This is a genomic window from Leptospiraceae bacterium, from assembly GCA_016708435.1.
Taxonomy (GTDB): Bacteria; Spirochaetota; Leptospiria; order Leptospirales; family Leptospiraceae; genus UBA2033.
The window spans coordinates 68,358-82,137 of record JADJFV010000035.1 but is presented as its reverse complement, the minus strand read 5'-3'; the positions used below and the strand labels follow the sequence as shown (position 1 = coordinate 82,137).

General features: G+C 35.8%; 12 protein-coding genes. 5 read left to right on the top strand and 7 right to left on the bottom strand.

Annotation, left to right across the window (positions count from 1 at the left end; translation table 11 throughout):
* Positions 1–8: 8 nt before the first annotated feature.
* Positions 9–2,420: a DUF1566 domain-containing protein gene (locus tag IPH52_25645; GenBank protein MBK7058370.1), complete on the bottom strand. Its 2,412-nt coding sequence runs from the start codon at positions 2,418–2,420 to the stop codon at positions 9–11.
* 297 nt (positions 2,421–2,717) lie between these two features.
* On the opposite strand from IPH52_25645, the gene IPH52_25640 reads away from it, so the two are divergent.
* The gene (locus IPH52_25640; GenBank protein ID MBK7058369.1) at positions 2,718–3,338 is read left to right on the top strand and encodes a response regulator transcription factor; all 621 of its coding nucleotides are present in this window, start codon (positions 2,718–2,720) and stop codon (positions 3,336–3,338) included.
* Here IPH52_25640 and IPH52_25635 read toward each other — a convergent pair.
* Positions 3,322–5,379, bottom strand: a complete 2,058-nt coding sequence (locus IPH52_25635) for a sensor histidine kinase (protein MBK7058368.1) — start codon at positions 5,377–5,379, stop codon at positions 3,322–3,324. The genes IPH52_25640 and IPH52_25635 overlap by 17 nt on opposite strands.
* A 23-nt stretch (positions 5,380–5,402) precedes the next feature.
* Entirely contained in the window at positions 5,403–7,169 is a 1,767-nt protein-coding gene (locus IPH52_25630; GenBank protein MBK7058367.1) for an AAA family ATPase, read from the bottom strand.
* 286 nt (positions 7,170–7,455) lie between these two features.
* Between IPH52_25630 and IPH52_25625 the strand changes: the two genes are divergently transcribed.
* Positions 7,456–7,740: a hypothetical protein gene (locus IPH52_25625; protein ID MBK7058366.1), complete on the top strand. Its 285-nt coding sequence runs from the start codon at positions 7,456–7,458 to the stop codon at positions 7,738–7,740.
* Positions 7,737–8,594, top strand: a complete 858-nt coding sequence (locus IPH52_25620; GenBank protein MBK7058365.1) for a LamG domain-containing protein — start codon at positions 7,737–7,739, stop codon at positions 8,592–8,594. The genes IPH52_25625 and IPH52_25620 overlap by 4 nt, the downstream gene beginning before the upstream one ends.
* A 362-nt stretch (positions 8,595–8,956) precedes the next feature.
* Here the strand turns inward: IPH52_25620 and IPH52_25615 are convergent, their stop codons facing one another.
* From IPH52_25615 to IPH52_25600, 4 genes are all read right to left on the bottom strand, one after another.
* Positions 8,957–9,460 carry a DNA-binding protein gene (locus tag IPH52_25615; GenBank protein ID MBK7058364.1) on the bottom strand — a complete coding sequence of 168 codons (504 nt, stop codon included), beginning with the start codon at positions 9,458–9,460 and terminating at the stop codon, positions 8,957–8,959.
* Positions 9,447–9,641 carry a CopG family transcriptional regulator gene (locus IPH52_25610; GenBank protein MBK7058363.1) on the bottom strand — a complete coding sequence of 65 codons (195 nt, stop codon included), beginning with the start codon at positions 9,639–9,641 and terminating at the stop codon, positions 9,447–9,449. Before IPH52_25610 ends, IPH52_25615 begins: the two co-directional genes overlap by 14 nt.
* Before the next feature lie 273 nt (positions 9,642–9,914).
* The gene (locus IPH52_25605; protein ID MBK7058362.1) at positions 9,915–10,805 is read right to left on the bottom strand and encodes a PD-(D/E)XK nuclease family transposase; all 891 of its coding nucleotides are present in this window, start codon (positions 10,803–10,805) and stop codon (positions 9,915–9,917) included.
* Positions 10,806–10,959: 154 nt separating this feature from the next.
* Positions 10,960–11,559 (bottom strand): Uma2 family endonuclease, encoded by a 600-nt coding sequence (locus IPH52_25600; GenBank protein ID MBK7058361.1) that lies wholly within the window; start codon positions 11,557–11,559, stop codon positions 10,960–10,962.
* Between IPH52_25600 and IPH52_25595 the strand changes: the two genes are divergently transcribed.
* A complete protein-coding gene (locus tag IPH52_25595) occupies positions 11,531–11,734 on the top strand; it encodes an FG-GAP repeat protein (GenBank protein ID MBK7058360.1) in 204 nt (67 codons plus the stop codon). The two genes, IPH52_25600 and IPH52_25595, sit on opposite strands and share 29 nt — an antisense overlap.
* A 412-nt stretch (positions 11,735–12,146) precedes the next feature.
* The gene (locus IPH52_25590; GenBank protein MBK7058359.1) at positions 12,147–13,718 is read left to right on the top strand and encodes a chemotaxis protein; all 1,572 of its coding nucleotides are present in this window, start codon (positions 12,147–12,149) and stop codon (positions 13,716–13,718) included.
* The last annotated feature ends 62 nt before the right edge of the window (positions 13,719–13,780 follow it).

The following is a 13,780-nucleotide window of genomic DNA, read 5'->3' as shown; positions in this document are numbered from 1 at the left end:
TATAGTCATTATTCAGGACCAGCCACGCAACGGGAATTGTAAACACTTCCTTTCCCTGACCATCCATAAAAGCCAGTAGCATTGGTATCAAAAATATGGGAATAGGCAAGATTATTTTGATTGGTTGAACTAGTCTCATAATTTGCAACACCAAAATTAGGAAAAAGAGTAGGATTCACTTTTGGAACAGTGGTAATAGACAAATCCACTAGAGTCAAAAATTCATTCGCATTGGGAAGTCTCCAAGACTTTCCTGCTAAAGTTAAATTCTTACAATCTAACAATGAATTAGTCCAGGTTTTAGTTGCGAGAGCACCTGAACAGGTAGCATCATTAGTTTGTCCAAAAGCACATCTTTGCCAAATCAATTTAGTTCTTTTATCAAAAATTGTTCCATCTCCATTATCAACCATATCAAAAGCGGGAGAAGCGGGTCCACTCACGCATTGAACATAATTGGGAGTGGAAGTAGCCTGGTTTTGAATGTATTCAGTAGTTTGGGTCATAGCACTAGTAGCCGCTGGCAATATTAATGAAGAAGTCCATCTGCTTAAACCTCCTGCTGGTGCATTTGGGAAAAAAGTTGCATTCCAATAGTTGTTATTCGTCGTGCTACCGTTAAGTTCCAATAATTGGTTCAATTCATAAACATTCGGCAATCTCCAATTTTTTAATCCAGCATAGCCTGCTCCAGAATTTGCTGAATTCAAATTACCACATAGCGTAGTAGCTGATGCATGATTATTGGTAGAAGCTGTTCCTCCAGCACAAGTTGGTCCTGTTTGACCTTCGTGGCATGTTTTCCAAACGATACCTTTTAAAGTATCTTGATTGATTTGATCATTTGGGTAACCGGGGTTAGTCGAAATAGCTTGTGTTCCTTTTGCATTTGGAAAATTTAAAAGTTCTCCATCCTGATTTGGGAAGGTGGCCGTTGTAGTAGCGCAAGATCCTTGAGGGGTTGCATTGTTAAAACAAATCGTCTGACCTGTATCTGCTACAGGCGTTATCGGATACGCTGTAACGGTATACACTACATTAGCCGCATTGGCAGCACTTAGAGTAAGTGTGACAGGGTTTGTAAAGTCTAACAAAGTTACTCCGCTTGTTACAGCAGAAGGAGCCATGATGGTAGTAGCATTTGTAGTAATAGAAGGAATCGCGGACGTAAGCTTTCCATAGGGTATATCGATTGTAATATTGCTTCCAGTTATTATGCCGTTATAGGTTTTGCTTAAACCGTTTACAGTATCCGTAAAACTAAATGCTGTTATGCTGAGAGTTATCGGAGTTACCACAGGCGTAGGGGTTGGCGTGGTGGTAGGTGTAGTAGTTGTTGTAGTAGATATGATTGGGCTATTGTCATTAAACTGAGTTTGATTTGTGAATTGAGTTATCGTGATTGTAGATGTTGCTGTTCCTGGCACACCTACGCTCAAATTTCCTCCTTCTTGCAGATAAGTGGAAATCGCGGGTAGCAAAATAGTAGTAAGAGGATTGGAAGAAAACGTTAGTTGCCTTTGACCAGCCCCCAATGTAACTGTACTGCCCGAACCATTTTTTCCGTCAAAAACTCCATCCTCAAAATCAGAAGCAAATGCGTTTATTACTGAATCTACATCTGTTACTTTAACTTCCGTTTCTTTTTTGTAAGAATTTGCCAGTTGTGAAAAACCTGCCAGCACAGAAAGATATTTAGCAGAGATAGGGCTATTCGGGTTGTCTAGTTCTATTACAAGATCATCCAATTCTGGATAATCTGAATCTAAAATACTGGGTCTGATTTCTAGAAGTCGTTTGTTTTTTTGCGAAGCACTTGAAAGACCAGAACTTAAACCGAATCGGATGACTACTTCTTTGCTTGCCTTTTTGTAAAGTGCCGATACATCTGCCCCTTCTCCTGCCTGCTTAATTAAGGTTTCCATTCTTTTGGATAATAATTTTGAAAAGGGAGAGATGAGAGCGTTCTTTTTTGAATTACTAGAAAATTTACTTTCAGGAAGAATAGAAACCAGTTTAAAATCAGAAGTAGATGGAACCGGTAAGTCTTTTCCAGATTTCTCATCATACATGGTAGTATTTTGATCGCCGGAAATAGTAATACAAATCATTCCCCCTACTTTGTTATAATAAATAGAATAGAGTCCAGTTATGTCTGTAGTTCCAGTGGCAAGACTCTGAGAGGAATTACAACTTCCATCTTTTTCTACGGTGCTAATTGACACTTTTCCATTTTTAACAATTCCTTTTACTGCAGAGCCTGATACAGTAAGTCGATTGGCTCTGCTAAACAGTAATCCCAAATTTGTGAACAAGGATTCATTTTCTTCTTTTGTATTATGGTTCCCTAGATTGCAAAATGTAAAAAAGATTACGATAAATAAGGTCGGTATTTTTTTATCTAAGGTTTCCCGTTTCATTTTTTTGCTCCTCGCGCTCAAGCTACCTTTTCATGAATGCCGGAAATAATAAAAGCTATCCCAATAATTTCAAGTAATTCTTTTTCTATCTACGCTATTCCTAGCTTTTATTTCAGTTTTGCTAATTTCAATCCGAAAGCCGAAAAGCTCATAACTATAAATGCCTTACCTATCCTTAACAAGAATTAAATTTTTTCGCACAATTTGTTTAAAAGTTTAGGACTAGTCCTAGTTTTTCTATTCCCTTGAAAATTTTCGGACTTTCTAAATTAGTCGTGTTTCTTATTTTAGATTTACATGAAAATTAGGGTCATTATAGCAGACGATCATTCCGTTGTAACGGCAGGAGTGAAAGCTGTTTTAAAATCGGATATCAGGCTAGAAGTCTGCGGTATTTTTCAGGATGGAAATTCTGTCCTAGAGTTTTTGCAAAACAACGAGATAGACCTAGCTATTCTGGATTTGGACATGCCAGGAGCACAAAATTTTGAACTACTCAGAATTCTAAAAGAGAACTATCCCAATTTAAAAATAATAATTTTTACAATGCACAATGGAATTCAAAGTTTTTTTCAAGCAGGAAGACTTGGAGCCGATTCCTATGTTTTAAAATCAGAGCCTATTACCTATTTGCCTACAATTATTATGCAGGCCATGAAAGGAGTTTTTTATTGTTCTGATGAATTGAAAATTTATCTAACTCAAAAGAAAAGAGAACAAAAATTAAAACCACTTGAGTTTGAAATTTTAGGATTCTTAGCAATAGGATTAGAATATTCCGAAATTGCAAAAAAGATTTGTAAGTCAGAAAAGACAGTTGAATACTATATCTACAAGCTTCGTAAAAAATACAATGCGAATAACAACACGGAGCTGCTACACAAATTAAAAGAAGAAATCTCTATATCGGTAAAATAATTTTACAAATTGTTCCAACCCCTTCTTCGCTTATGAATTGGATTTTTCCACCGTGTGCATCTACAATGTATTTACAAATAAATAATCCCATTCCACTTCCAATTTCACCAGAAGTTCCAAGCCTTGTCTTTTTGGCACCGGGCTCAAAGATTTGATTGAGTTCATCGGCGCTCATCCCAACGCCGTTATCATGAATTTCAATGATTGATTCTTTTTCGCTCGCGATTCCTCGGATCAAAATATTTCCTTCCGGCTCAGTAAACTTAATTGCATTGGTAATCAAATTTTTTAAGACTTGAGGAAATAACTCCAAATCAATATAGATAGAAAGGAGAGATGGAATTTCGGTTTTGATTGTAATATTTTTTAATTTAGCTTGCGGTTCCAATTCTTTTAGAAATAATTTAGTCATTTCTTGCACGGAAATATTCTGTTTTTTAACTTTGATTTTGCCGGTTTCAATACGACTTAAGTTTAATAATTCATTTATCATTTTCAAAGAAAATTTAATACTCTCGCGAGACATTTCTAAAAATTGTTTTCTTTCTTCTTCGGTTGTAACGATTTCTTTTTTGTCAATGATTTCAAGTATATTCGATACACCTAAGAGCGGAGATCGCAAGTCATGCGATACAATCGAAACAAATTTATCTTTGATGAGACTTGCTTCTTCTGCTATTTCTTTTTTTTTGGTTAATTCTTTTGTTCGCTCTAAAATTTTATCTTCAAGACTTGCATTGAGTAGTATAAGTTCGTGACTTAATTTTTCTGCCATGTTAAATCCCTTTGAGAATCTCATCGAAAGCATTATGGATTGAATAAAAATAAATCCAAACATTCCATAGGGAGCCATAAATTCTGTTTGAATAATTGTCTTAGAATGAAGAATATCATTTATTGTTACAGCAAAAAGAAGAAACATTCCAAAGGTAAAAATTTTAGATCCATCTCTATTATTGGTTACTGCTTTTATCATTACAAACGTTGAATAGCCCATAAAAAAAAGAACATAGATATGATAGTAAAAGGCTGTATGTGTATAAATAAAACTATCAAACAAAAGAACCACTAAAGAAAATAAAGAAGAGATAATCAAAAAAAAATGTAAGAATATTTTTCTAAATTCATTTGGAAAAATAATTTGCTGAAAGCTAGCAAAGAACGGAATCGCCAAATAATAAGCCAGGTATTCAATCCGATTTAGAATTAGAAAATAATCTCCCACAAAAATTTGATTCAAAAACTTTTCATTGAATCCAAGAAGCCTAAAATCTATCGCGATACAAAAAAGACTAAAAGCTAAAGCAGACTTATCCTTTCTTCTAAAAAGATAAACGGCAATATGATAAATTGCCATGATTGAAATGCTTCCACATAAAAACAATGTGAGAAGCATTTTGTTTTCTTTTGCTTTTCTGATTTTGGAATCCTCTCCCAACTGAATTGAATACCAAAGTCCTCCATCCGTATAATGAAAATTTGACACATGAAATACAATTTCTATTTTTGGGGAATAGTTTTTTAGTGGGACAACAAGTGGCAAATGCTCTGCGATATTTTCTTCCTTTGTCTTTCCTATTTGCCCGTTAGCCGCTACTTCTATTCCGTTGACAAACATTTTATAGGCAGTCCCGTTCTCCATAACCTTAAAAGCGAGAGGAATAGAATTTGTATCGGGTAACAAGACTTGGAGTCTATAACTTGCATAACCCTTTCCCTGTTTCATTGCCTGATTCCAAATTCCAGGGACTTGGATGAATTGTTTTTCTGGGTTTAAGTTTGGATTTGTTGGATCAATAAACGTAAAGAGATAAAATTCCCATTCTCCATCTAAACTTATTTCGGAATCAATGGATGCAGATCGCAAATCAAGAATACCTTTCTCTGCTTTTGGAAAAATCTTTTTTTCGCTAGTGCAGGCTTGAAATACAATACTGGCTAGAATAAAGAATAGTAGCGTTGCCGTTTGTAGAATGCGGCTAATCGTGATTTCCATAACATTCTTTTTTTTACGATATTCTTTATTTTTGATTTGTTTCATTTTAATACTTGGGATTCCATTTATTAGAAAAATGATTCTTTGTAAAAATTCTCCCCAAATCCACCGACTTCAATTACTTCCACGTCTCTAGTGTGACTAACAAGCATTGCCACAGAGCGAAGTCCGCGACCAAATTGTTTAAAATCTCGTTTGTAGATTTCGTAGTATTCAGCAGCTTGTTTGATTGCATCTTCTTTCTTTTTTAAGGCGACTGACTCACTATCTTCTTTACGAATGTATTTGAACTCGAGGATAAAGTTAAACTGCACATACTCATAATAAGCCGGATGAGCTTCGAATAATAAATCAATTCGCTTCCTTTCGGAGATTTCTCGCTCGGAGATAATGTTATATAACTTACTCAAAGTAAAATAGCAGACAAAAAGAAATTTAACATGCTTCTCTGAAAAATTGGTGTAGTCATAACTAGATAGTTTCTTCTGAAAGAAATCTACAGCGAGTTCTTTTAATCCAGAAGGGTCTCCGGTCTCAGCCATACCGTAAATTGCATTATTCAACAATCGCATATCAAACTCAATTGTGAGACTTTCTTCCAGAAATTTCCGTAAATATTCCCAATAGAGTGTGCGAATTACGTAATTGGGAATTGCAAATTGATTTGGTTTATTGGAAAAAGTAAGAAGCCCAAGATAAAAAAGTAATGATTTAAGTTCGTTATCGCTGAACCTTTGGGAGAAGTTGAAGCGTTTAACGAGTGTTAGACTCAGAGAACTGTTCAAATTTATTTCTTCGATGATAGATTGTAATTTTTCTTTGCCGCTAGTGCCGATGATGAGTCCGCGAAGTTTATTGTAATCGGTTTTCACATTTTCATCGAGTAATTCTTTTGGATAACCTCTCCGATTAAAATATTCTAAAAAATACAAAACCATATCCGAATTAAATAGAGTTTTTTCTGCTTCATCACAAAAACGATATCCATTATAATAATGAACCATATCTTGAAAAACTTCGTCTTTGGATTTATCTAAATATCTTTCATCACCAACTTTATTGAGTAAGCCCTTGACCTCATCACTAGTAAATCCCAGCATTTCGTTAAAATCAATATCGGTTGTCATATCGCTTGTAATATTAAATCCACTCGATAACTCATCCAACATGATTGGCGAAACACCTGTGATAAAAAATCGCTCTATCACACCTTCGCCGCTTGCAATTTTCAACTGCTCATAAAACTCTCTGACAAAACCTGCACTGGACATTATATTTTTAATAAAAGATTCTCTTCCCTCAGAGGCGAGTTTGTTGGCAAAGTGATCGTATTCGTCAATTAGAACATAGAGTTTTTTATCTATTAATTTTACTTCATCCTTTATTCTTGCTATCAATTGGCTCGAGGAAAGATTCTTAAAATTTTCTTCTATACTTCCCAAAAATACATCATTAAAAAAACTTTTATAATATTTAAAAAAGCTAATCACCTGTCTTCTGATTCGAAAAGTAAAATCGCTTTTCAAACTCTCTTCATTCTCTGTATTAATACCAGAAAAATCAAATTTAAGAATGAGATAAGAATTTTTATAATCTGTAGGATTGTCCTTAATATACAAACCATCAAACAGAGTATCGAATTTATCCGATTTTGCAACATCGTAGTATGCTTGTAATACGCTTATCCAAAGACTTTTTCCAAACCTACGAGGGCGGATGAAAAAGAACTTTGTATGGATTTCCATCAAGGGAATAAACATAGTTTTATCTATGTAAGTAGCACCCTGACTTTTTAAATTATCGAAGCTGGCTTCTCCGTAAGCTATTTTGAGCATAATTACAGATTTGAAAGATTTTATCCTTTTGTAAAGCTAAAAGAAAATCGGTGTTCATCGGCTTAATTGGTGGCAAAATCTTCCTTTTTCACAAAAATGAAATTTATTTCCAAAATATCAAACATTGCAATATGCTAAAATTTAGGACTAGTCCTAAATTTCTACAGATTTTTAACAAAAAAACTGCTCTTCTACCAAATTTCCAAGTTCAAACCGGTTGCCTTTAGAGACTGAGTCGCGAGTAGGCTGAAAACTAAGAAGATTCAAACAAATTTAGGAGAACTAAATGGAAAATAAAACCAATAAAAAAGAACTTAGTCTATGGATAGAATGCCTCACAGTAATTGCCCTAGCAACTACTTTGACGTTTATAAATTGTAATAAAAAAGAGGATGATAAAACACCTCTATTCGCAGCGGCGGCACTCGCTTCTAGAGGAAGTGGAACAGTGGCGACGGCTACAGCTACAGAACTGGAACTGGAGCGGCAGCAACTTATGCAATCGGTGGAACAATCACAGGACTTACTGCAACTGGGCTTGTGCTTCAGAACAATGCAGGAGACGATTTGACTGTAGCCAGTGGTGCGACAACGTTCACGTTTGCAACGAAAACAGCGGCTTATGCTGTGACAGTGAAAACGCAACCAACTGGATTAACCTGCACGGTTTCAAGTGGAACAGGGACGGCAACTGCGAATGTGACTAACATATCTATTGCATGTGTAACACTTGGGTTTGGAAATGCCCTTGAGTTTGGTGCTGTTGCTTTAAAACAACATGTTACTATTGGAACGATTCCAGATCTTAGAGGTGCATCTGCTTATACAATTGAAATGTGGGTATTGATTGAGTCTGGAGTAACTATTTTGGGTACCAAAGTAACTAGCGACATTCCAAAAATCGACATTGAACTTTCGGGTACGGGGCTGAACGTTTTTCAAAATAATACACAGCCTGGTTACAGGGGTACTGGAGCAGCTAGTATTACACTTTCCACGTGGACGCATATAGCTGTAGTTTTTGATGGTACGCTAGCCGCTGCAGATAGACTCAAAGTATATAAAAATGGAACTCTTATTGCAGGTGCGATTACTGGTACTGTAGACACTACAACTAGTGCCACTTTAGGTCCTGTTACTTTAGGTGCACAACCTGGTAGTAATCCACCAACCTCTTCCGGTTTTTTCTATAAAGGAAAAATGGATGATCTACGCATCTGGAAAGTGGCAAGAACACAAGCAGAAATCCAAAATAATAGAAACACTCCTTTAAGCAATCCAACCGGAGAATCAAATTTAATTGCTTATTATAAATTTGATTCAACTAGTGGAACAACCCTAATTGATGAAAAAGGTAGTTTCAATGGCACACTTCAAAACATGACTGATGCCAATTGGATTTCTTCTGGAGCCAATTCAAACTAAGAAATTCTATACACCTTACAATCTTTATCCATAAAAATAGGTCGTTTTTATGGATAAAGATTTTATAATCTCACCTACGACAAAAACTCTTATTCCCGTGAACACATTCCAGTGCTTCAGAAGAAATTCATCCTACTAAAATTCGTAAACAACAAATTCATATTTGTCCTATATTGATAGGTTTTGTAGATTATCCCAAAATGGGGGAGGGCTGTTTGTGTGCTTGTAGAGTTTTATAGGGGGGAATCTCCTGTCCTAGATTTCATTCGCTAAAGGAATTATCTATTAAAAGTCAATCTGTATGTATTGATGTTAGGCGTGCCCACTTATTCTGATTTTCCCAAGGGCGTGGGGTAATGGTGTTATGCGCGAATTTGTCGGATAGCAAGGATAGCTTCTTCAATGAGCGTTCCTGAAATATGAAGTGTAGAATTTGTTTTTATATTTTTTAGAATTTCTATAATATTGTCTGGGCTTCGGATATTTTTTCTGACTGCTCGAAGCAGAATCCCGATTGTTCCGTGAACAGCAATATTTTTACTTTTGGCATATAACCGCGCAGCCCCATCATCCGTAAACAATATAGAGTTCTTCAATTCTAGCGATAAGAAAATAGCGGCAGCCTCTCCTTTATGCAGGTCATATAATTTACATATTTCTAAAAACTCTGTAGTAAAATCAGTTCTTTCGATGATTTCAAGCCCTTTGATTTTTTCCAAAGGAATGCGCCTGTATTGTAATATTTCTTCCCAAACAGTTATAGGAACCAAGATCTTTTGGAAATCCAGTATATCTAAACAGTTTAATTCATCTAAATGAATAATTGGACCTGCATCACAAACGACAATCCATTCATTCTTTACCATTCAGACCCCATTCAATATCCTCCTTAATGAAAGATGTGATAATTTCATCTGAATGAGTCCTTAAATAATTTCTAAATGCCAATAGAAAAATTTCATTTTCATCCAAGAACCAGCCGTCTGCAACAAGTTTCTGTGCAATGCTCAATAAGTTATTCGGAACTTTGACTGTAATTTCTGTCATACATTCTCCTATCAAAGTATAATATTGACTATCTAGAAAAGATCAACTGATTTTTGTCTCTAAAAATTTCAACTGTCACTTTGTTCGCTTTACTTGCAAGGCATCAGCGCCTCTATTTCTCTGATAACTGCAACCTCAAAATCCGAAAGATTCAATAAACTTTCACACTATAACCAATCACTTTCTAAACTGCGAGTATCACACCTCGCAGTTTTTTTGTGGTGTATTGGTGTTAGGCGTGCCCAATTATTCGTATTTGCCCAAGGGCGTGGGTTAATCCACGCCCTTGGGCAAATGCTGCACAAATTCCACTGATACGCCAAAGACCTCTGCTATTTCTTCTAAGGAAAGCTTTTGTTTAGAAATTGCTTTTCTGATTGCATCCTCTTTTTCTTTTTCAGAACGCTCTCTTTCTTTCTCAACACCAATGTTAATTCCTTCTTCTCTACCGATAATTTTCCCTTCTTCAACGCCTTCTTCTTTTGCTATTAGCTGCACTTTCTTTCTGCCTTCACGGATTTTGCTTTGTTCCCATTCAGAAGGAGATATATGTTCAAAGTCTAGAATTTCAGAAGCTCGTTTGATTCCGTCGTTGTTTTGGTTGATGCTCGGTTTTTCGGGATTGTGCATGGACTCGTAAACTAAATCCAACCAATCTCGGATACGCGCTGGGATTTCAGCATTTTTGTAATTCGGATTTAAAAATAACAGACTATGACCATAGATATTTAATTCATCGCCCTTGATGTTCTTCGGATTCAAGTTAGAAATCAAAAGTTCATCTTTGATGGGGATTCCAGTCTTTTGATTTATCTTGTAGGGAGCTGTGATAAATATAACTGCGTATACAGTTTTTTCAATGCCATAGTCTTTGGAACTGCGTTGAAGCTCAGCGATTGCCATTAAAAAATAATGCAGAAACCGATCGAAGTTGTAATCGTAATCCACTTTCTGGATTTCGATGATTACCCGCTTGTCCGTAGACTCTGCAAAAATATCATATTTAAAATCAATATTCCCAATCCTTGGATCGAAAGATTTTTCGGTTTCTACTTTGTCAAAGTCCAAGTCCATTTCCAAAACATCTTTTACAAAATGCTTCAATACAAACGTATCCGTAAATGCTTTCTTGAAAAATACTTCGTTGTCTAAGTTCGCAATCATCGTTTCTCTATCTCATTCCACTTATTCTAAATTGTAAAGAGAAAAAAGAGGGTAGAGACAGCTTAAAAAGCTTCGTAGTTTTTTTGTGGGGTATTTGAATTATGCGCGAAATTGGCGGAGAGCAAAGGATAGCTTCTTCAATGTGCGTTCCTGACTATAAAAAATTCTCTCGCAATCTTTTGGGAGGTAGTTCTACTTTTTCATAAATGTCATCTAAGGAAAGTTCTATATCCAAAGATTGTAAGCGGAAGTGATATGAAGATTCGTTTTTAGATTCCCGAAAAATCCATTCATCTCCTTTGCGAAAGAAGGACTCTATTTTCTTTTCTTCGGAGCCTACCAAAATGTATTCTTGAACGGAAGGTATATTTCGATAGAGAGCAAATTTTCCTCCCCTGTCGTATTTCTCGGTAGAAGTAGATAAAACTTCTATAATAACAGTTGGATTTGTAAGGACATCTTCGTCGTCATCCAAGAATTCCGGCTTTCCACAAACGATGGTTACATCGGGATAGGTATAAAATCTATCTGTCTTGTTTTTTACTCTCATATTAGAAGGATAGACTTCGCAGGGATTGTTCTTGAGGATGGAACTGATCTCCCTGCATAGATTTGTGACTAAGAGATTGTGCTTTCGCTTCGCTCCTGCCATAGCGAAGATTTCTCCCTTGTAATATTCACTTTTATCGGTTGCCTGTCTTTCTATTTCTAAGTATTCTTCTTCGGTGAAAAGTTTACGCGCTAAGTTGTCCATGCTCCTTACTTTGTTTGAAATTGGCTCTTTGTCAAGAGGAAATACTTTTTTTGTTTTTACACGAGCCAAAGCAAAGGCAAATGATAATTTTGGAACATCTGTATCTATTTCCTCTGATACCATCACAGTCGGTGCCATTGGGGATATAACACCTCGCAGTTTTTTTGTGGTGTAGATGTATAATTTAGATGAGAATTTCGAAGAAGATAGCGATGACTTGGTTTTTGAAAGGTATTTTACTCATTGCCGCCCTTTGCAATTGCAAAATAGTTGGTTGGCAACATCCTAATGATGGAAATGAGAAATGGCAGACGTTACTGACCGCGGGACTCCTAAATGGATTCGTGAATAACTGCTCCCCTGGCTCTTCCCTGCCTTCATAATTGACAGAGATGCCAACAGGCTTTTTCGTTGCTAAAGAGAGATGTTTTAAACTAAACGGAGTAAAAATTTTCATTTGTAAAAATGAATGACTCACAATAGTTCTTATTAATTTATCTTGAAGTATTAGAATTTAAATTTTTTAAAGAGGGTAATTGTTTGAATCGCATCGCTGTATTTGGCAAACCGGGTGGAGGAAAATCTGCATGCAAGCTAACCAATCGACTAATTTAGATACTCAAAAACTTAACCGAGGAGTTTCTTTACTGATAAAAACAAAATACGGTTTGAGTATCATTTTGCTTATTTCCTCTTTGATCGAGTGGGGAACTGTCAGTTTTTTCTTCAATCTAGCGGGAACTCTGATTTATTTTCTAAATGGATTTATTCCTTCCGTATATCGAAAGCAAGGCAAAGAAATATCGGATTCGTGGATGAACAATATTCTGATTATAGATTTGTTGTTACTTGGTCTTGTTTATTATATAGATATATACAATTATAGTTCGAGAGATGCGAGCATTGCAATTAATGCTAGTAGCTATTATGTTGTATTTATTTTTATAATTATATATTCCTCATTCCTGTTCAAACCTAAATCCCTTCTGTTCATCGGATTTGGTGTTATTATCCTATATGTTGGTTCCCTTTTTTTTAGCATATCTCTTGGCTCGAAGACAACAATGGCTTCTTATCCCGGTATGCTATGGGCAAATAGTATCGTTATATCCAATGAAATCCAAAAAGTTCTATTCTTAATGGCAATTCTTTTTTGCTTGAGCATTATAGTCTCGCTTATGAATTCAATGCAAAGAGAGTTGAAAAATGAATTAGACTTATCCGTCTCGGCTCAGCAGATGATTCAAATACAATCCAAACGAATGTCCGAATCTGCAAATCAGCTTGTCCATACAATATCAAATCTTCAAACAATGTCTGGAACATTGAGCAATCAATCCCAAAATCAAGCTGCCTCGGTAGAAGAAATTTCAGCATCTATAGAAGAACTCTCCGCCTCTTCTGAAAGCTCTGCTCAATTAGTAGAGGAGCAAATCAAAAGAGTTAAAATTGTAGATCAGGACTTTGATGAATTGAGTGAAATCAGTAACACAGTCAAAAGCAAAACAGATCAGATTGCGAAAGATGTTAAAACCAGTTCTAAATACAGCATGGAAGTAAAAATTTCTACTGATAGACTCAATTCATTACTAGTAGAATTAAAAGAATCATTTATGAGAGTAACTAAAATCAACCAGATGATGTCTGAAATTGCTCGCCAGACCAGTCTTCTTTCTCTCAACGCTTCCATTGAAGCAGCAAGAGCCGGTGAAAATGGAAAAGGATTTGCCGTGGTCGCTCAGGAAGTAGGGAAATTGGCAGAAAAATCATCCACAAATGCCAGAGAAATTGACTTAATCGTAAAAGAATCTTCCGCTCAAATGGAAAAAGGCAATTTATTATCTGTTGAAGTCAGGAGCAAAGTTGAAAAACAAAATTCAGATCTTGGACGAATTGAAAAAGATGTCAGAGAATTGGAAGAGCAAGTGGACATTGAGAAAAAAGTAAATCTTAAACTGAAAGAAACTTTCGATCATTTGTATACTCTTTCGGAGCAAATAGGTCAAATTGCTTCCGAGCAGAAAAATGGAAACAAAGAAATTCACAAAGCCATGGAGACTATCAATCATTCTACGGAAAATCTTTCTCTTTCAGTTACCGCTCTCCATGATCAGATAGATGTATTGAAGAAAAATTCACAAAATCTTACTCAATCCTAATTTGTATTTCTATATTCTTCACTCTTGAGGGACAGCGCCTAGACGAAATCATTGGTAAATGC